Here is a 19,006-nt window from a genome sequence, read left to right as displayed (position 1 = left end):
AATATGGAATTCAGTCTCTGATTGCCGGCATGTTCCGGCCATTGTAGATTTCATACATTTCCTGCTTGAGCAGACGGCGGATCCGTTTGACTTCTTTTCTGTCCAGATCCTTTTCCTTCATGTCAAATAAATAATTATCCAGCAGGAAATCATGAAGAATCATCTTGGTATGGAAAATATTTTCCTGATACACATTCACGTCAATCATGTCATACTTGTGCCGAAGGTCCGGTGCCATGTAGTTCTGGATGGAATTGATGCGATGATCGATGAAAATCTTTTTCCCGTTCACATCCCTGGTGAAGCCCCTCACCCGGTAGTCCGTGATGACAATATCCGCATCAAAGGAACGGAGCAGGAAATTCAGGGCCTTCAGGGGAGAAATCTTGCCGCAGGTGGAAACGTCAATATCTGCCCGGAAGGTGCAGATGCCGTCCTGGGGATGCATTTCCGGATAAGTATGGACGGTGATATGGCTTTTGTCCAGATGGGCCACCACATCCTGCTTTTCCGGTCCCGTTTTTTCCACTTCCTCTTCCGCAATCAGCATGGTCACGCTGGCTCCCTGGGGGTCATAGTCCTGCTGGGCGATATTGAGAATCTGCGCGCCAATCATGGAAGCTACTTTTTTCAGGACCTCCGTCAGCCGCGGGGCACTGTACTCATCATCAATGTAGGCGATGTATTTATTCCTCTCTTCTTCTGTGCTGGCATAACAGATGTCGTACATATTGAAGCTTAAGGTCTTCGTCAGATTGTTGAAACCAAAAAGTTTTAACTTGCTTTTTTTCATCCGTAGAGTGCCACCCCTTTTCCTGTTCTGGAATGGAACATTCCAATTATAACATAAGGTTACCTGTTTTGAAAACAGTTTTCCAACATGTATACCTTTTATGTATCAATAAGTATAAACTCTATCCATTTGTAGAAATATCAGTCCATCGGCTCATCGGCCAGCTTTGCAAGAAGCTTGCGGAGTGCCCTGCCCCGATGGCTGATTTTATTCTTTTCTTCCATGGGAAGTTCCGCCATGGTTTTCCCATATTCCGGGAGGTAAAAGAGAGGATCATAACCGAATCCGCCGGTGCCCTGGTAGAAATCACGGATGATTCCATAGCAGGAGCCTTCAGCGGTCAGTTCCCTCCCATCCGGCCACACGAGGGCCACCACGCAGACGTAATGACCTTTCCTGTCTTCCCCCGTATAGGGAGCCAGATCACGAATCAGTTTCTGATTGTTGGCCTCATCATCTCCATGGTGTCCCGCATAGCGGGCGGAATAAATCCCCGGCTTGTCCCCCAGGATGTCTGCCACGATTCCCGAATCATCGGAAAGCACCGGAAGCCCGGTAGCTTTGGCATAGTAATGGGCCTTCTGCAGCGCATTTTCCTCAAACGTGGTCCCCGTTTCTTCCGGATCCGGCGCATCGGACACGTCAGATACAGGAACGGCTTCCCAGCCGATTCCGGCAAAGGCTTTCCGGAATTCCCTGATTTTTCCTTCATTATGTGTTGCAAGAACGATTTTCATAGTGCCTCCTGTTAATGTCCCATCATAAGGCCCACGGAAAGACGCTTTGCATCCTTCCATTTCTTTTCCGCCGCTGCCAGCTGGGAAACCGCATTCCTGCAGAGCCTGTCGGCCTGGGAAATCGTTTCTTCATCAGCCGATGGAAGCGGTGTGCGGAGGACCCTGGATGCGGCCAGGTTGTAGCCATTCCCGGCCTTCATATTCTCAAGAAACAGATGACCCACAGGACCATCGAGATAAAGTTTCAGGAATGGAGCCGTATAGGCTTTCCTGCTGCGGAATCCATAGACTCCATGGCCTGCCAGGAATTCCAGTCCCTCCGGGATGACGGCCATGGTAAACCGTCCGCGATAGAGGGTAAATGCCAGGTCTCCCCCTTTGAGAAGGATTTCTTCATTTCCCTCATCAAAAGTGCCTTCCGCTGCGTCCGAAAGGTCCAGACCATAATCTTCGATATTTTCTGCCTGGAGCTGCGCATAAGTGCCTTTTGGGAGCGGAGCCGGCTTTACAAGTTCATATTCACTTCCCACGGTATGCTCCATCTGCAGCACATTGGCAGAAAGAATGGCCTGAATGGCAGGAGAACCATTGAAAGCATAGATATCATAATTCCATTCCCCTGCCTCTCTGAAGGTTTCCAAAGGAAGGGACAGTTTCTCATCCAGCTTCAGTGATTCCCCGGAGAAATCCGTTTCCCCGAAGGAAATGGTATCTGAAGATGGCACGAACCGCAGGAAATCATATTCCCTTCCTGCCACGGCAGCGTCATAGAAGGCGGAAAGTTTCCCGGAATCCGCCATTTCCTGTCTGGCCGATCCCGATTCATTGCTTTCATCCATCATGGCTTCCACGGAAATAAGGGTATCCATGGCGCCTTCCCCACTCAGCCGTTTCAGGAGATCTGCCGTATTTCCCACATTTTCCGTTTCCTCATTAAAGATATAATCGTAGGTTTCGGTATCCTTCTCAATTTCGGCAGTCGTCATGAGACGGCACCTTGGAAATACGAGCTGGAGACGCTTCTTCCATATTTCATCCTTTACGGCAAAAGCAAGCCTTTTATCCGGCAGCTGGTCGGCAATATGGGCGAGATAAATCATATAAGATTCCACACCGCTGAAAAGGACCTTGCTCTTTGCCTTCTTTGCCTTCTCTACCACCTCTGCCAGGAGCAGCTGGAGCTGTCGGTTTCGCTCACCCACGCCGGGAGCAAAAACCATGGGGTCCACCCGGAGTGCAAAGGTATAGGCCTTCACATACAGATCCTCATCGCCCTCATAGAGTCCAAGGCGGTCCGAGGTTTTCTTCATATTTTCATAAAGATCTTCAATGGAAATACCATACTGCACATTTTCCGGTTTTAAAAAAAGGACGTAATCCAGATACCTCGCCCGCATAACCTCATTAAAAATGCGGTCCGCCGGAACGCCATACCTTTCAAACGTCTCTGTAGCATCATGTATATCTTCCGCAGACATAACAGGTACCATAATAAGCCTCCTCAAAGTATATTTCCATTTTATTATACGACATGAGCCCCTTTTATGGCTACAAGTTGAAATTGTGGAAATAAGCAGGATCACAAACAAAGTACCCCGCCGGGAGCGTCACGTTCACGAATCACGACCAGCGCAAGTGGCTCTTTTTATCCGGCATAATCTCCCATATCAAAAAGTGCGTCCGTCAGGGACACCGCCTTCACGAATCACGAATCACGATCAGCGCCAATGGCTCTATCTCAACCAGCAAAAAGGACACCCATAAAGGGTGTCCTTTGCAGTATTCCAATAATTAACGTTTGGAGAACTGGCTTGCTTTTCTTGCTTTCTTGAGACCGTATTTCTTACGTTCTTTCATTCTCGGGTCACGGGTCAGGAGACCTGCACTCTTGAGAACTTTTCTGTAGTCTGCATCAACGTCGAGCAGTGCACGGGAGATACCATGACGGATGGCACCTGCCTGACCTGTACGGCCGCCGCCTTTAACGTTAGCAATAACGTCATATGCGGAAGTTGTGCCAGTCAGTTCGAGCGGCTGTTTAATAATCAGTTCGAGAGTAGCCAGATCGAAGTAATCCTTCAGATCGCGGCCATTGATAGTGATGTTACCCTGTCCCGGTACCAGACGGACTCTGGCAACGGATGTCTTTCTGCGGCCGGTGCCGTAGTATGTAGCTTCTGCCATTTCTTATTTCCTTCCCTTCCGGTTAACGGATATCAAACTTTAATTCTTCCGGCTTCTGAGCTGCGTGCGGATGTTCTGCGCCTGCATATACATGAAGCTTGCGATACATCTGAGCACCGAGCTTGTTCTTCGGAAGCATGCCGCGGATTGCATGTTCAACAACCCATACCGGCTTTTCACGGAGAGCATCTCCGGCTTTCTGGTATCTGTCGCCACCGATGTAACCGGTGTAGTGGAAGTAAACTTTCTTCAGTTCTTTCTTGCCGGTGAATACGACTTTGTCAGCATTGATGATGACTACATTGTCGCCGGTATCCACATGAGGCGTAAAGGTCGGTTTATTTTTGCCGGACAGAACTTTGGCAACGTTGGCAGCGAGGCGGCCTACGGTCAGTCCTGCAGCATCTACGATATACCATTTACGGGTAATGTTTCCCGCATTGGCCATAAATGTCGTTTTCATTATGAATGATTCCTCCTGAATAAAAAACAGAGCCGCAAGTTCGTCCTTCCTCCGGGGCTAGTGGTTTCCGGACAAATCTCACAAGGAGTATTATACCTTTTTGAAGGGGCCCTGTCAACAGAATTTTCTATAATTTTTAAAAGAAATTTTATTACAGGAAGCCCTGATATTTCGGTATTTTTATGATGAAAAAATGCCCTCTCTCCCCGGGCCGGAAGGCCCTTAACGGAGAATAGATAATATGTATTATATAAAAGACGAAATAAAAATGAAAGCCCTTATTGCGCCTCTTTTTAAAAAGCCGTATCATGAATGTAAACTTTGTGGGAGGTGAAGACATGGGATTCCTGATCATCATCGATATCCTCGGGCCCCTGGCGCCGGGCTATATCCTGAAGCAGGCAGGCATCATTAATGACAAAACTTGTGACCGGATCATCCTGTTCAATGTGCTTGTCATGATGACCCTATTGAATATCATGAGTTTCTGGGTCCTTCCCATCAGCGGGGCCCTCATCGTGGTCCCACTTCTCTCCGTGTTCATGTGCCTGATTTCCTGTCTCATGGCTTCCCATTTCTTTTCTTCCATCTTCTCTGATGAGCGGGACAAGGGAGCTCTCGTCATGAGTGCCATGCTGGCTAACATCGGTACTATCGGGGGCATATGTGCCTACATTATTTACGGAGAAGAAGGATTTGCCTACGTCCAGCTATTTGCCATGCCCCAGAATGTGCTCATGGTTGCCTGTGCTTTCCCTCTGGCCCAGTATTATTACGGGAAATATGCCTCCAATGCAGCCGGCATGCAGTGGTCTTTCAATTTCAGGAAAATGTTCCTCACCAGGAATCAGATTTCCATTCTCGGCATGATCCTGGGCCTCTCTTTCCAGTTTTTTGAAATAGAACGGCCTGCCGTGGTGGGCTGGTTTTTCCATTACCTTGTCCATATCCTGGCCTGGGTCTCTCTCATGCCCGTGGGCTGCCTCATTGATTTTCACGGCGCCTCCCGGTACCTCAAAAAATCCTGTGTCCTCATTCCCCTGAAATTCCTCATTGTACCAGCCATCATTACCGGTATAGCCACTCTCTATACGGATGATCCCATCCTTTTGGGAGCCATCCTTATTTCCTCGGCCACCCCTTCTGCCATCAATGCAGTCATCACCGCAAGACTTTTCAAACTGAACGTCAATATCACGATTGCCGCCTTTCTCGCAACAACTTTATTCTTCGTCTGCATCCTCTTCCCCGCCTATTACTTCTATGTGGGATAAAAGCAGTCAGACGTTGGTAACAGGAAATCACTCACTATAAAAATAGCGTGCTTTCAGCTGACGAGCGCCGCCACCACTTACCACTTATCACTAATCACTATTTCCAGACTAAAAAACCGTGAACCAATGGTCCACGGATTTTTATTGTCTCAATAACTTTCCACCTTTTTCAGCAGTTCTTCCAGATGATGCTCCACATACATGGTATCCACTTCTCCCTGGATAAATGCTTCAGAGGAAAGGATGGCCCTGTGAAGGGGAATGGTCGTTTTCACGCCGGTAATTTTAAAGTTGTCCAGGGCCGAGAGCATTTTATTTCTTGCATCTTCCCTGTCTTTTCCATGAACGATGAGCTTGGCAATCATGGAATCATAGTAAGGCGGGATTTCCGCCCCTTTCCGCATGGCAGAGTCCACCCGGATGCCTTCCCCATAGGGCGGTCGATAGTCGATAAGCCTTCCCGGAGAAGGGGCAAAGTGCCGGAGCGGGTCTTCCGCATTGATGCGGCATTCCATGGTCCACCCTTCAGGCGTGAGATCTTCCTTCCAGGGAAGTTCTTTGCCATCGGCAATGGAAATCATGGTTTCCACCAACTTTGTACCCGTGGCTTCTTCCGTCACTCCGTGTTCCACCTGGATACGGGTATTCATCTCCATGAAATAGAAATCCCTCTCCGGAGTCACGATGAATTCGATGGTTCCGGCACCGGAGTAATGGCAGGCAAGAGCTGCTTTCTTTGCCGCTTCGCACATAGATTTCCGAAGATAGGGCGTCATAAGGGGAGAAGGCGATTCTTCGATGAGTTTCTGGTGTCTTCTCTGGGAGGAGCAGTCCCGTTCGCCCAGGGCTATGACATTTCCAAAGTGATCTGCCATAATCTGTATTTCCACATGGTGAACCTTTGTGAAGAACCGTTCGAGATAAATGGCATCATTGCCGAAAGCTTTACCTGCCTCCTGGCGGGCTTCCTTGATCTCCTTTTCCAGTTCTTCCCTGTTCTCCGCCAGGCGCATGCCTTTCCCTCCGCCCCCGGCAGTAGCTTTGATGAGGACCGGATACCCGATCTTCTCAGCTACAGCCAAAGCTTCTTCATAGGAATTGACAACTCCGTCGCTTCCCGGAATGACAGGAACCCCCGCCTTCTTCATGAGGCTTCTCGCCGATGCCTTATCCCCCATCTGTGAAATGGCTTTCGAGGAAGGCCCGATGAAGATGAGTCCCCGTTCTTCACAGAGATGGGCAAACTCCGCATTTTCCGAAAGGAAGCCATAGCCCGGATGGATACCATCGGCATTGGTGAGCCGGGCCGCCGTAAGAAGGGCTGGAATGGACAGATAGCTCTGATCGGCCGGCGCCGGACCGATGCAGATAGCTTCATCTGCTTCCGCCACCGGTTTCGTATTGCTGTCAGCCGACGAGTAAACAAGAATCGATACTTTATCCGTTTTCCGGCAGGCACGGATAATACGCAGGGCGATTTCTCCCCGGTTGGCTATCAGGATCCGATTGATTTTACCCATATTACTTCAGCGTCCTGATCTTGAAGAGCGGCTGATCGTATTCCACAAAATCGCCGTTATGTACAAGGATTTCCTCCACCACGCCGGATACGCTGGTCGGAATTTCCGTGAATACTTTCATGGACTCGATGAGACAGAGGGTGGAATTTTCAGAAATCTTGTCTCCTACAGCCACGAATGGATCATCATCCGGCGATGGAGCGCTGTAGTAAATCCCGACCAGCGGAGCCGTTACCGTAATGAGTGCTCCTTCTGATTCCGGTTCTTCTTTCTCCGGAGAAGGAGTTTCAATGGCTGGTGACGAGGCAGCTGTAAAAGCACCTCCCTTTTCCAGTTCCACCTTCAGTCCGTCACAGGAGACTTTCAGACGGTTCAGCTGGGATGACTCAAAGAGAGCCACTATTTCTTTTAATGATTCCAGATTTTCTTTTTCCATATAACTTACCTCCTGGAAGCCAGGAAGGAAATGGCTTCTCTGATTTCCCTCATTTTCTGTTCCATGAAAATATATTCATCTTCCGCTTCTTCACGACTGATTTTTTTGAAGGAAATCATATCCTTCGGCCCTTTCTGGGCCACTTTGCCTATATCCACCAACGCAACCTGTCCGATTTCCGGATAGCCCGCACAGCTCTGGTGATCCGCCATGAGGACGATGGGATACCCTTCCGGCGGTACCTGGATCGTTCCCAGGGCACACATTTCAGAAATCATTTCCACCTGTTCCGTAAGACCCAGTTTCGGTCCCTGAAGACGATAACCGATTCTGTCCGAATTGGTGGTCACAATGAAATGACCTTCGTCAAGAAGCTGTTTACTCCGTTCCGTAAAAAGCCGGTACTGGAGACCTTCCGTATAGCGGATGGGTTCCTTCAATGCGCTTTCATACATATAGAGACGGCCCGCAAACCAGTCAGTCCAGGCCACCGGCTTGTCTTTTGTCAGCAGTTTCTTTAGAAGTTTTTCTCCCAGTTCCGTCGGTTTCCCCGTGGGTACCGTATCGCCGGAACGAATCGGACGGCCTTCAAAGCCTCCGATACCTGCTCTCGGATAGGTACTCTGGCTTCCCATGACCTTCGGTACATCAAATCCTCCGGAAATGGCAAGATACGCACGGACTCCAAGCTGAGGACGTCCAAAGGAAAGAACTGTACCTGCTTTCAGCGCGACCGGCCGGTACATAGGCACGGGCACCCCGTTGACAGTAGGAGATAAATTGGCCCCCGTAATGGCAAGAAGCGTATTTTCTTCAAAAGTCACATCCGGACCAATCACCGTGATTTCCACGGCTCCCGTATTTTCCGGATTTCCCACCAGAAGGTTGGCTGCCCGGAGAGCCCAGGGATCCATAGCCCCTGATACATTAACCCCGAATTTCTGATAGCCTATCCGGCCCAAGTCCTGAATGGTAGTGACCAGACTGTGGCTCATTGCATGCATCATGGCTGATCACCCCGTATTTCTATATACTGCTTTTCACTGATGGGTTTGAACCGGACCCGGTCCCCGGCGCGGAGAAGTGTCGGTTCTTCCGCATTGCCCGGACGGAACATATCTACCGGTGTGCGGCCGATGAGCTGCCAGCCTCCCGGCGTGGCAATCGGATACCCTCCTGTCTGTTCACCGGCGATTCCTATGCTTCCCGCAGGAATAAGAAGCCGGGGACTCGCACGCCTTGGCGTGGCAATCCGCTTATCCATACCACCCATGTAGGGGAAACCGGGGCAGAAACCAATCATGTAGACCAGGTATTCCGTGGCCGAATGGATTTCCACCACTTCCTCTTCCGTCATGTGATGATACTCGGCCACAAAGGAAAGGTCCGGGCCATAGCTGCCGCCATAGCATACGGGGATTTCGATATGTCTTGGTTCATGAAAAGAATTGAAATCAGCTGCTTTGATATAGGACTCTACCAGCTCCCGCACCGTCTCGCCAGGCCGTTTTTCCTGATTTTCATTGAAAACGACCCAGGGATCGTAGTACACCGTGAGCCCCGTATAGGAAGCCACACATTCCATAAAACCTTTGAAAGGATGGGCTTCCGTGTATTCCTGCAATGCCTGTATTTTTCTCTGGATGTCCGCGCTGATCGTATTTCCAAAGATGACAAGCACCGCAGCTTCGCCTACATTCTGTAATGTATATTCCATACAAGCCTCAACTTTCGCAAATCGCCTTACAGGGCAGCGATGATTTTCGGCAGATTATTGATGACAGTCATAATGCCCATGTAAGCAGTCATGATGACAACGACAGCGCCAAGGCCGGTCATCCACATGGGGTGATGGTAATCGCCCACGACTTTCTTATTGTAGGCAGCCAGAAGGATAACTCCCAGGGTAATCGGAAGAATCAGGCCATTGAGAGTGCCTACGATGACAAGGACTGCTACAGGACGGCCAATCACTGCAAAGACCAGGGTGGAGAATACGATGAAAGCGATAATGACTTTCTGGTAGTTCACATCAATGGTTTTGCTGAAAGAGCGGAGAAAAGAAACGGAAGTGTAAGCTGCGCCGATAACGGAAGTAATGCCGGCTGCCCAGAGGACAATACCGAAAAGTTTGTAACCCACAACCCCTGCAGCCAGCTGGAATACGGAGGCCGGAGGATTCTTTGCATCCAAAGTAAGTCCTGCAGCTACGACACCCAAAGCTGCCAGGAAAAGGAGGACACGCATCACACCGGTGACAAGAATACCGGTGACAGAGCTCTTTGTGATCTGGCCGATATTTTCTTCACCCGTAATACCCGCATCAATGAGTCTGTGGCCGCCGGAGAATGTGATATATCCCCCTACGGTGCCGCCGACAATGGTAATGATAGCCATGAAATCAATGGATTCCGGGCTTACGCTTCTCACAATGGCTTCCCCGACGGGAGGCTGGGAAGTAGTGGCCACATAAAGAGTCAGGAGAATCATGACAGCCCCGGCACAAGTGGTCAATTTATCCATGGCCTTTCCGGCTTCTTTCACCGTAAATACGATGACTGCAATGACTGCCGATATGACAGCCCCTATTTTTACGTCAATTCCAAAGAGCACATTCAGGCCAAGTCCTGCACCGGCTACGTTGCCGATATTGAATGCCAGGCCCCCTGCTACAATGAGGAGTGCCACGAAATAGCCAAGTCCAGGAAGTACGGCATTGGCGATATCCTGGCCCCGCTTGCCGGAGATACCGATGATGCGCCATACGTTCATCTGTGCAATGATATCAAGAATAATGGTAAGAAGAATGACAAATCCGAAGCTTGCCCCCAGTTTCTGGGTAAATACGGTGGTCTGGGTCAGGAACCCCGGCCCGATGGATGATGTGGCCATCAGGAAAGCTGCCCCCAAAAGGACTTTCCACTGCGCTTTTCTCTGTTCTTCGTTCATAATGTTCCCCTCCCCTAATTTTCTTTACTCAGGGATAATAGAAATAGGACTACAGGAAATTCCTGATGCCGATGCCCTCGGCTTCCAGGGTTTCCCTGATTTTCTGTGTAAACGCCAGCGCCTTGACCCCGTCGCCGTGTACACAGATTGTTTCCGCTTTCACGTCAATCACAGTCCCGTCGGCACAGGTGACTTTTCCGTCTTTCACCATGGACAGCACCTGGGCGAGAGATTTTTCTTCATCCGTAATGACGGCTCCCGGCTGACTTCTCGGTGTGAGGCTGCCATCGGGCTGGTAAGTCCGGTCTGCGAAGACTTCACTGGCCGTCCTGAGTCCTGCCTTTTCACCGGCTTTGATGATTTCGCTGCCCGCCAGGCCATAGAGTACAAGTGACGGGTCTACATCATGGATTGCGGAAGCAATGGCTTCTGAAAGAGAAGCGTCTTTGGCTGCCATATTGTAAAGAGCTCCATGGGGCTTGACATGCTGCAGCTTTGCCCCCTGGGTCTTTGCCATGGCAATCAGCGCCCCCACCTGGTAAACCACCATGGTGTAGGCCTCTTCAGGAGTAATGGCCATTTTTCTTCGGCCAAAACCGACCAAGTCCGGCAGTCCCGGATGGGCACCTAAAGCCGTACCGCAGGCAAGGGCTGTTTTGACAGTCTTCAGCATCACCTTCGGATCCCCCGCATGGAATCCGCAGGCGATATTGGCGGAAGAAATAAATTTCAGCACTTCGCTGTCGCAGCCGATGGTATAGGCGCCAAAGCTTTCCCCCAGATCACTGTTCAAATCTACTGTTTTCATTAAATCCCCCCTTCAGACAAGAAAAGCCGCAGGATTTCCTGCGGCCTTCATTGTCCAAAAAACGCAAAGAGGCATCGATGACCCGATGCCTCTTTGCAACTTTAACTTATTAATTATAATAATCTTTGATAATTACCTTGTCAATAGGAAATAACCGGATAGCGTACTTCCTGTTTCACTTTCATCAACCTTTCGTACTTTTTACTCCTCTTTCCAGCAGTACTTCCTCCATTCACAGTGACGGCAGGGCTCCGACATTTCTTTTCCTTTTCTTTCTGCCCGGTGGTTGAAGTCTTCGGAAAGGATATGCCCGGCGGTCTCGTCGAAAGCTTTGATCCGCTTTTCCACTTCGAAATCATTGCCCGGCACCGGATAGAGAGGATTTTCTTCATCTCCCGTGAAATAGAGAAGAAGATTTCCTACGGGTTTTCCCATTTTCTGTTCCACAAGATAGGCATAAATCTGGAGCTGGCTTGTGTAGCGTTTCATGAGACGGCTCTCCGGGGAAGGTTTGGCTCCCGTCTTAAAGTCGATGACATCCACGGAACCGTCCTTTTCCTGCAGAAGGTCGATGGTCCCGTCCATGATGTAATCTTCTTTCACCAGTTCCAAAGGATATTCCGCTTCCCGGATCATGGACCAGTCGCCCCGCCGGAAGGATACGTAGCCAAGGATTTCCTGAAAAGCCTGATCCAGCTCCGCCCGGGGAAGCCAGGTGTTTTCCGCCTTGGCAAGGCCCTGGTAATCGGCCATCATCCAGGCGTAAATATTGGCCGGCGTCAGGGCATCCGTCTCACCCCGGAGAGCCGCCCGGTGAATATCCTCAATGGTTTCATGGACAAGGGTACCGTACAGGAGGCCTTTCCCCAGGATGGGAGCAAAGCGGTACACTTTCGTGAATTTATATTTCCTCGGGCAGTCTTCGTAAAGGGCCACCTGGGAGGTGAAGGAAAAGCGGGGTTTGAAATGGGTCTGCTCCACGGGCTGGAAATGAAGTTTTGTGAAATCCACGGAAGGGTCGTCCCATTCGGGAAGGCTTTCAAGGGGCCCCATGAATTCTCTTGACGGCACCTTGCCGGGCTTTTTATTGCAGGCAAGAACGAGAAGCGTTTCCGCCCTGGAGAAGGCAGTGTAATATTTCCTCCGGAAATCAAAATCTTTGATGTCCTTCTTCGGCTCATAGGAAGACCGGCCCGTGATATGGGTCACCACGTCGGAAATGAGGCTGTCTTCTCCCCGCGGGTATTCCTGAAGGGAGGCGCTGATGACTACGGGGTATTCGAGACCCTTGGACTGATGGATATTGAGGAAAGAGACCTGACCCGAGGGCGCATAGGCTTCCTCATCCTCATACTCTCCCACCCCGTTTTCAAACCAGAGGCGCAGGTACCTTGCGAAGAACTGAAACATATCCTCCACCGTTTCCCGGCCATAGCCATGATTTTCCTCAATGAAGCAGTCATACCGGCTGATGAGCCTCGTAATGGCGGAAAGATTTCTTGCCTCCCTTGACTCCCCTTCTGCTGCCGCATCCAGAATATCCGTAAAGGGCTTGTGGCAGAGGATGTCATAAGCCAGGGACAGAAGGCCGGAGGGGAGCTGTTTTGATTTTTCTATTTCCTTCCCTGTCTTTTCCAGCCATTCTTTCAGCTCCCGATTTCCATCCAGCATGACTTTCGTCATGGAAAGGAAGGTCAGGTACTTTTCCTCTATATTTTCCGTTTCCGACAGCACATGGGTCCGTTTCATTCTGTCCATGATCTTCGGAAACAGATAGAGCAGGGAGCCGAAGAACCAGGCCACTTCTTTCCGCTCAAAGAAATGACCGGACCGGGGCGCATAGACGGGAATGCCCCTGTGCTGCAGGGCATACTGGAGACGGGTGGAAATATCTCCTTTCACCGAATCAAAGAGGATGGCTACCTGATTGTAGTCGGTGATGCAGCCTTCCTCTTTCAGTTTTTCGATGAAATCGCAAACTTTTTTCTGGAAATTGGGCTCATTGTTTTCTGCCGTAATGCGGACTACCGACGGGCTTTCCACAGGGCCTTCGGCGGAATGGACTCTTCCCTTCTGGTAGCGATAGAGGGTGCCATTTCTTTCCCAGTTGAACCACCGGGGGAGAGCCATCCATTTCATGCAGAATTCCACAATCCCCTGATTGGAGCGGTAATTCGTATTCAGCTTGATCACATGGCAGATGGCTCCGTAGGGACGCTGGAAAAGAAGGATATTCTTCACCGTGGCTCCGCGGAAACGATAAATGCTCTGGTCATCATCTCCCACCACGAAAACTTCTCCATCGTCTCCCGAGAGAAGCTGTACCAGTTTTTCCTGGATATAATTGGTATCCTGATATTCGTCCACCAGGATGTACCGTACCCGGTCCCGCACCCTTCGAAGGACGTTTTTCTTTTCCGACAGAATATAGTATGCCTCGGTCTGCAGCCTGGTGAAGTCGAGGAAATTCTTCGTCTTTGCCAGTTTGTCGTACTTCATCATCATCCGGCCAAGGACCTGCTCTTTGATTTCTCCACTCTGAAGCAGTTCTTCCGGATTCATGAGTTCCTCGGAAAGGCGGTTTACATATTCACAGATCCTGCGGCACCGGCGCCAGGGAGAAATCCGTATTTCCTCTCCCGTGGACATTTTGATCCAGGATGATGGCACTACGTCCTCGAAATGGTCAATACTTTCAAATTCATCCAGATGCTCATAAACCAGGTATTGCTGTTCGAACTGGTCCGTTTCGATGTAATTTCTCTCCAGTCTTGTGTATTCCCGAAATTCCTTCAGAAGCCGCCGGCAGATATGATGAAAAGTGCCGATGTACATTTCATGGAGGTTCACTTCGATGCCCTGCCGGGAAAGCTCATTGGTGAGCCGCGTAATGAGCTCTTTTGATGCCTTCACCGTATAGGTGACAATCATGATTTCCTCCGGTTTTACCTTTTCATCCCGAATGAGGTGGAGAACTCTCTGGATGATGGTAAAAGTCTTGCCCGTGCCGGGGCCGGCGATAACAAGGGTGGGACCTTTGGCATGAATGGCTTCCTGCTGGGAAACATTATTGATGGGATCCATGAAGCACCTCCATTATTTTTCTTTATAGAGGAAATAGATGAGAAGAATGGGCAGCCCCAGCACATAGGCAAAAGAATAGCGGAACACGGCCGATGCCGGGGTCGAGACCAGAAGGGTAGCCGTATTGGCGAAAAGAGGAATGGCCGCCAGGATATATCTTTTATTGTTTCTAATATAAAATACGATGCAGAAGAAAAGGGTCAGCCACAGGCAGAGTCCCGGGCCGATGAAATGGCTTCCCTCCCACTGCAGGGCAGCCAGGAAAGATTTCGCTTTCATGGGCATGGGGAAATCGCCCACTGCCATTTCATCATTATTGATGGACTTCATATTCTTCGTATTTTCATCAGAAAGGGCCCAGCCGAAACGGGACTGCACGTCCGGCGCGCTGTATGCCAGATTCCACAGGGCAAAAGTCTCCGTCATCCATCCTTCCAGGTAGATACCCGGATTGTGAAGGCCCGTATCCAGCCAGCAGGCAAGAAACTTTTTCTTTTCCCGGTTCAGTACGTTCCGGCGGAAGTCATCATGCCATTTCACGAAATCCACGGTTTCCGCATAATAACTGTTTTTCCATTTCTCATCAGGAAGGAGTTCATTCATGAGCTCCTTCGTCTCATCGCTCCGGTAACCGTCCATGACGAGTACCCTCCCCAGCTGCTGGATCGGGATGGCCATGGATTCCTGAAACTGGGGCTCCCAGTCGTGATACGAAAGGATAGCCCTCCCGGAAACCATGGAAATCAGGGCGCAGAGGAGAAAAACCATGAGCGGTTTTTTCCAGTTTCTCCACCTATAGCCCAGCGCAAGAGCTGCGGCAAGGGCAATCATGAGCCCGTTGCTCCTGAAAAGGGCCATGCCCAGGAAAGACAGGGTAAGGCAGCCATATTTCTTATTGGTCCAATCTTTCTCATCCATAAGAAGGACCATGCAGACCACAAGGGACAGAGAAAATATGCCGTCCCGCACGGCGGCAATGCCGTAATTTCCAATCATGGGGAAAAAAGTAAAATAAGCCCAGAGGAGAAAGCCCGGCTTTTTCCCAAACTTTTCCTTCACCCAAAAGGCAATCCAGGTGAGGCCAAAGGTATAAACCAGAAGCTGCAGCAGGGCCAGCGCAAAAATGACCGGCTCTCCCGTTCCGAAAAGATACCTCCCCAGCTCCGTGCCATATCCATAGATCAGGGAATAGAACCAGGGAAACTGTACGATGGCCCAGAGGGGATTGTCCATCATGAAAGCCGTATCGTTCATGCCCGGCGCGGGATAAAAAGCCAGAAGGAAGGGCAGCTGCCAGAGAGCCATCACCAGAAAGGCAGAAAAAAACAGTTTCTTTCCCGCCTCGGGCGCAGGAGTCAGCTGACGGTCAAGAACCATCCTCAATACTACGGTGACAAGGCAGGTGAAATAGACCCAGCAGCCCAGGATCCCCAAAGGGTCATGAGCGGATAAAAACCGCCCTCCCCCCTGGCCCACGGCCTTGCCAAGGCTGCCAATCTGCAGGGTATACCATAGGGCAAAAGCCAGGGGCAGGCTGAAAGCCATGGCCCCTTTCGTGACCTTATCCCACCTGAAAACCTTCATAATCTCTCCTCTTAGTCCTTCCAGTGCGTATAGCCGTCACCGGCTCTGGAAATATTTCCTGATTTTTCCTCTTCTTTCTTCTGCAGAAACATCGTTTCCGCCCATTTTGTCTCCCCATACCTACCGTTGGGCAGGAAGGGAAGCAGGATGAAGAAAGGCATGCATAAAGGAAAGAAATATACATATCGATAAACAAATGCCGCCGGAGCAGCAAGGATCAGAGTCCCCCATAGGAGACAGGACGGCAGGAGCACCAGAAACCTTGTGTACTGCTTTCGGTAAAAAAGCAGAAGTCCCAGGGAAAGCGTGATCCAGAGGCAGGTCCCTGCCCCGGGATAGCGGCTGTGTTTCCAGAGATACTGTCCCAGCTTCTCCTGTATTTCTTTCCCAAAGAAAGGATGAATGGTGCCTGTCTGATAGCCATTGTTATGGTCCGGCGAAAGGCCATTTCGCAGGTCCTCCTCCGTGAAAGCCCAGGTAAACCGGGACTGGGTCATTTCATCCGGCGCAGGAAAGGCCCAGAAGCCATAAGTGGCGTAGAGCCAGGCATCGGCGTAAATATCTTTATTTCTTCTGCCCAGGGATTTCCAGTTTTTCCAGAAATCATCGGGATGGCTGTTGAAGAATTGGAAATTGAAATTGCTGTTCCACTTGATAAGGTCCACCGTGAATGGGTCATACCATTTCTCAATCATCCCCGGCACCATCATGCGGATGGCATACTCCTGCTCTTCTTTCGTCAAAGGCGCCCCCAGGGCCACGGCCCTTGAAAACTGCTGGAGCGGAATCCCCACCCTTTCCTGGAAAAGCTGGGTCAGGTTCAGAATCTGTTTGATCGCCACATCCGGCGTAATGGCCAGGGCGATCATGAGGATTGAAGTGAAAAGAAGATTCATGCGGATGCTCTTCATGAGAAATAAAAGAATGAGCACCATCACAAGAAATACGAAAATCCCGTTATTTCTCAGGAGCATCATGCCAAGACCGGCCAGGATGAAAAGTCTCCGGTTTCCCCGCCAGGCATTTTCCTTGTACCCTGACACGAATGACGTAATGAGGGGCACCCAGAGGAGAATGGTGACTGAAAAGAGCACGTCTTTTACATTGGAAAAAGACATGTTGCAGATCATGGGCAGAAGGCCGTAATAGAGCGAAAGGATCATGGAAATCCACATCCGTCCCGTCCTGCGGTAGAGCCAGGAAAGGCAGTAGGCAATGCCCAGGGCAAAGAGAACCATCTGGATGAGAGACGCCGCCGCGATGCCATAGGAAGTCGTATGGAAAAGGAAATCCGACGCCTGGGTGAGGCCATAAATATACATGCAGTAAATAAAAGTATGCTGCCCCGTGGCCCAGATGCCGGCCCGCATGATATCGGTGGTATCATTCATTCCCGTTCCCGGATAAAAGACGAGGAAAAAAGGCATCCAGCAGAGAAGCAGGAAAAAGGCGATAAACGCAAAAGGCGCATCCGTGGGCTTCCCGTCAGGCCCCGGCTTTTCAGAAAGCACCGGCACCGGTCCCAGCATTTTTAAAAGGATGGACAGGCATACAAAGGTCACGGCCCCGAAAGCCATGATAAAAGGCACATTCGAACCATGCAGCAGTGCCTCCCGGTTCCAGGGAGTAGACCCGGGATGCCAGCCGATGCGATATGTATAAAATTCACAGAACCCCATGAGAAGGGACAGACATCCCACGAGCGCCGCCATCCATCGGCGGCCTTTATATAGATTCATTCCATAATCACCTTCACTGTATGGAAATATTATACCTTTTTAAGAAAAGCATATCTACTGTAGAAGACCCTGGGGCAAGGAAGAAGAGCCGTTAGCTGTTAGCCACTAGCTTCCAGCCGTTGGCCGCTGGCAATCAGTTTTCAGTTTTCGATCTTCATGAAATCCCATTCCTTCGCCCCTCAGCCGCCCTGACCATTTGAAAGCTGAATCCCGATACAATAACTGCGCCCGCAGAGTGCACACTTTCCTGACAACCCCGGCACCCACGACACTCCCGATTCAAAAGCTTTTATTCCCTGCTTTCATCAAAAGTTTTAATTCCCTTTACAAAGTTATGCTATAATAAACCATACGAATTCATTTTCGAAAGGAGACGTACTATGACTAGAGAGGAACGCGTGAGAGCTGCTTTGGAAGGTAAAGAAGTAGACCATGTACCGGTAGCGGCATGGATGCACCTTTCCGAATTTGATCAGGACCCCATTTCCCTGGCAGAAGCAGAAGTGGAACTTACCGAAAAATATGATTTCGACTATATCAAAATGATGCCCTTCGGTCTGTACAGTACCCAGGACTTTGGCAACCAGATTACCATTTACTGCGATCCCTATAAGGAACCGATCGTTAAGAGGTTCGCCATTCAGGCTCCCGCTGACTATGATACCCTCAAAGCCATTCCCGCCATCATGGGGACCTATGGCAAACAGTTCGAATTCGCACGGGAACTTTCAAAGCGCAGAACTCCGGGCACCCCTATCATCCAGACCATTTTCAGTCCTTTCTCCACCCTGAAAAAGATGGCCGGCGACCGACTCCTCACGGATATGATCAATTTCCCGGAAGCTGTCCATCATGCTCTGGCTGCCATTACAGCGACCACCATTGATTTCGTTCATTACAATATCGATGCCGGGGTGGACGGATTCTTCTTTGCCACCCAGAATGCATCAAGAAACGTAATGAACCTGAAGGAATTTGAAGAATTCGGCGAATTCTATGACCTCCAGGTCATCAATTCCTATGTGAAGAAAACCTGGTTCAATCCGGCCCACATCCATGGCAATGACGTGTATTTCAATGAAATCGCCGAATATCCCATCAACTGTATCAACTGGCATGACCGCCATACCTGGCCGAGCCTGAAAGAAGCCCGGGAGCTCACGGACAAATGCCTCCTGGCCGGCATCAAGTCTGCCCCCTACTTTGTGGACGGAGTCCTCCAGTATGACGATATCATTCTTAATGGGACCCCGGAAGAAATCACGGCTCACGTCAAAGATGCGATTAATCAGGTCGAAGGCAGAGGTCTCATCCTGGGTCCGGGCTGCGTAGTCAATCCGAAAGCGCCGGAAGAAAATCTCCTGGCCCTCCGCAAGGCAGTGGAACTGTAATAATAAAAATACAAATCAAAAGCACCGATGGGAAAGCAATCGGT

16 protein-coding genes are annotated in these 19,006 nt (G+C 50.1%); 2 read left to right on the top strand and 14 right to left on the bottom strand.

Annotated elements, in window-relative coordinates:
- Window positions 1-10: 10 nt before the first annotated feature.
- The 5 genes from speD to rplM form a co-directional block, all read right to left on the bottom strand.
- On the bottom strand, window positions 11-793 hold the full coding sequence (gene speD / locus VZT47_RS02100; RefSeq protein ID WP_330223330.1) for an adenosylmethionine decarboxylase: 783 nt from the start codon (window positions 791-793) through the stop codon (window positions 11-13).
- Between the two features lie 140 nt (window positions 794-933).
- Window positions 934-1,530: an XTP/dITP diphosphatase gene (locus tag VZT47_RS02095; RefSeq protein WP_330223329.1), complete on the bottom strand. Its 597-nt coding sequence runs from the start codon at window positions 1,528-1,530 to the stop codon at window positions 934-936.
- A gap of 11 nt (window positions 1,531-1,541) precedes the next feature.
- The gene (locus VZT47_RS02090; RefSeq protein ID WP_330223328.1) at window positions 1,542-3,020 is read right to left on the bottom strand and encodes a hypothetical protein; all 1,479 of its coding nucleotides are present in this window, start codon (window positions 3,018-3,020) and stop codon (window positions 1,542-1,544) included.
- A 301-nt stretch (window positions 3,021-3,321) separates the two neighbouring features.
- Window positions 3,322-3,714 (bottom strand): 30S ribosomal protein S9, encoded by a 393-nt coding sequence (rpsI, locus tag VZT47_RS02085; protein ID WP_330223327.1) that lies wholly within the window; start codon window positions 3,712-3,714, stop codon window positions 3,322-3,324.
- A gap of 22 nt (window positions 3,715-3,736) precedes the next feature.
- Window positions 3,737-4,177 (bottom strand): 50S ribosomal protein L13, encoded by a 441-nt coding sequence (rplM, locus tag VZT47_RS02080; RefSeq protein ID WP_330223326.1) that lies wholly within the window; start codon window positions 4,175-4,177, stop codon window positions 3,737-3,739.
- 338 nt (window positions 4,178-4,515) lie between these two features.
- Between rplM and VZT47_RS02075 the strand changes: the two genes are divergently transcribed.
- Window positions 4,516-5,451 carry an AEC family transporter gene (locus VZT47_RS02075; RefSeq protein WP_330223325.1) on the top strand — a complete coding sequence of 312 codons (936 nt, stop codon included), beginning with the start codon at window positions 4,516-4,518 and terminating at the stop codon, window positions 5,449-5,451.
- Between the two features lie 149 nt (window positions 5,452-5,600).
- Here the strand turns inward: VZT47_RS02075 and accC are convergent, their stop codons facing one another.
- The 9 genes from accC to VZT47_RS02030 form a co-directional block, all read right to left on the bottom strand.
- Window positions 5,601-6,971 (bottom strand): acetyl-CoA carboxylase biotin carboxylase subunit, encoded by a 1,371-nt coding sequence (gene accC, locus VZT47_RS02070; RefSeq protein WP_330223324.1) that lies wholly within the window; start codon window positions 6,969-6,971, stop codon window positions 5,601-5,603.
- Window position 6,972: 1 nt separating this feature from the next.
- Window positions 6,973-7,407, bottom strand: a complete 435-nt coding sequence (locus tag VZT47_RS02065) for an acetyl-CoA carboxylase biotin carboxyl carrier protein (RefSeq protein ID WP_330223323.1) — start codon at window positions 7,405-7,407, stop codon at window positions 6,973-6,975.
- A gap of 5 nt (window positions 7,408-7,412) precedes the next feature.
- On the bottom strand, window positions 7,413-8,414 hold the full coding sequence (locus VZT47_RS02060) for a biotin-dependent carboxyltransferase family protein (RefSeq protein ID WP_330223322.1): 1,002 nt from the start codon (window positions 8,412-8,414) through the stop codon (window positions 7,413-7,415).
- Entirely contained in the window at window positions 8,411-9,124 is a 714-nt protein-coding gene (pxpB, locus tag VZT47_RS02055; RefSeq protein ID WP_330223321.1) for a 5-oxoprolinase subunit PxpB, read from the bottom strand. The genes VZT47_RS02060 and pxpB overlap by 4 nt, the downstream gene beginning before the upstream one ends.
- Before the next feature lie 26 nt (window positions 9,125-9,150).
- Window positions 9,151-10,356, bottom strand: coding sequence for an NRAMP family divalent metal transporter (locus VZT47_RS02050; protein WP_330223320.1), 1,206 nt, complete (start codon window positions 10,354-10,356; stop codon window positions 9,151-9,153).
- Window positions 10,357-10,405: 49 nt separating this feature from the next.
- Window positions 10,406-11,164 (bottom strand): LamB/YcsF family protein, encoded by a 759-nt coding sequence (locus tag VZT47_RS02045; protein ID WP_330223319.1) that lies wholly within the window; start codon window positions 11,162-11,164, stop codon window positions 10,406-10,408.
- Between the two features lie 201 nt (window positions 11,165-11,365).
- Window positions 11,366-14,248, bottom strand: coding sequence for an ATP-dependent helicase (locus VZT47_RS02040; protein ID WP_330223318.1), 2,883 nt, complete (start codon window positions 14,246-14,248; stop codon window positions 11,366-11,368).
- A 12-nt stretch (window positions 14,249-14,260) separates the two neighbouring features.
- Entirely contained in the window at window positions 14,261-15,832 is a 1,572-nt protein-coding gene (locus VZT47_RS02035) for a DUF6020 family protein (RefSeq protein WP_330223317.1), read from the bottom strand.
- Window positions 15,833-15,843: 11 nt separating this feature from the next.
- Window positions 15,844-17,571, bottom strand: coding sequence for a DUF6020 family protein (locus VZT47_RS02030; RefSeq protein WP_330223316.1), 1,728 nt, complete (start codon window positions 17,569-17,571; stop codon window positions 15,844-15,846).
- A gap of 380 nt (window positions 17,572-17,951) precedes the next feature.
- Here VZT47_RS02030 and VZT47_RS02025 point away from each other — a divergent pair, with 380 nt between their 5' ends.
- Entirely contained in the window at window positions 17,952-18,962 is a 1,011-nt protein-coding gene (locus VZT47_RS02025) for a uroporphyrinogen decarboxylase family protein (protein WP_330223315.1), read from the top strand.
- The last annotated feature ends 44 nt before the right edge of the window (window positions 18,963-19,006 follow it).

Source organism: Dialister sp., assembly GCF_036343215.1.
In the GTDB taxonomy this organism is placed as follows: Bacteria; Bacillota; Negativicutes; order Veillonellales; family Dialisteraceae; genus Dialister.
Note: the sequence above shows the minus strand (reverse complement) of the source record. Positions and strands in the feature narration are given on the sequence as shown.

Bases quoted from the DNA above. Each gene is read 5' to 3' on its own strand.
- speD (WP_330223330.1), bottom strand. From the start codon at position 793: ATGAAAAAAAGCAAGTTAAAACTTTTTGGTTTCAACAATCTGACGAAG.
- VZT47_RS02095 (WP_330223329.1), bottom strand. From the start codon at position 1,530: ATGAAAATCGTTCTTGCAACACATAATGAAGGAAAAATCAGGGAATTC.
- VZT47_RS02090 (WP_330223328.1), bottom strand. From the start codon at position 3,020: ATGGTACCTGTTATGTCTGCGGAAGATATACATGATGCTACAGAGACG.
- rpsI (WP_330223327.1), bottom strand. From the start codon at position 3,714: ATGGCAGAAGCTACATACTACGGCACCGGCCGCAGAAAGACATCCGTT.
- rplM (WP_330223326.1), bottom strand. From the start codon at position 4,177: ATGAAAACGACATTTATGGCCAATGCGGGAAACATTACCCGTAAATGG.
- VZT47_RS02075 (WP_330223325.1), top strand. From the start codon at position 4,516: ATGGGATTCCTGATCATCATCGATATCCTCGGGCCCCTGGCGCCGGGC.
- accC (WP_330223324.1), bottom strand. From the start codon at position 6,971: ATGGGTAAAATCAATCGGATCCTGATAGCCAACCGGGGAGAAATCGCC.
- VZT47_RS02065 (WP_330223323.1), bottom strand. From the start codon at position 7,407: ATGGAAAAAGAAAATCTGGAATCATTAAAAGAAATAGTGGCTCTCTTT.
- VZT47_RS02060 (WP_330223322.1), bottom strand. From the start codon at position 8,414: ATGATGCATGCAATGAGCCACAGTCTGGTCACTACCATTCAGGACTTG.
- pxpB (WP_330223321.1), bottom strand. From the start codon at position 9,124: ATGGAATATACATTACAGAATGTAGGCGAAGCTGCGGTGCTTGTCATC.
- VZT47_RS02050 (WP_330223320.1), bottom strand. From the start codon at position 10,356: ATGAACGAAGAACAGAGAAAAGCGCAGTGGAAAGTCCTTTTGGGGGCA.
- VZT47_RS02045 (WP_330223319.1), bottom strand. From the start codon at position 11,164: ATGAAAACAGTAGATTTGAACAGTGATCTGGGGGAAAGCTTTGGCGCC.
- VZT47_RS02040 (WP_330223318.1), bottom strand. From the start codon at position 14,248: ATGGATCCCATCAATAATGTTTCCCAGCAGGAAGCCATTCATGCCAAA.
- VZT47_RS02035 (WP_330223317.1), bottom strand. From the start codon at position 15,832: ATGAAGGTTTTCAGGTGGGATAAGGTCACGAAAGGGGCCATGGCTTTC.
- VZT47_RS02030 (WP_330223316.1), bottom strand. From the start codon at position 17,571: ATGAATCTATATAAAGGCCGCCGATGGATGGCGGCGCTCGTGGGATGT.
- VZT47_RS02025 (WP_330223315.1), top strand. From the start codon at position 17,952: ATGACTAGAGAGGAACGCGTGAGAGCTGCTTTGGAAGGTAAAGAAGTA.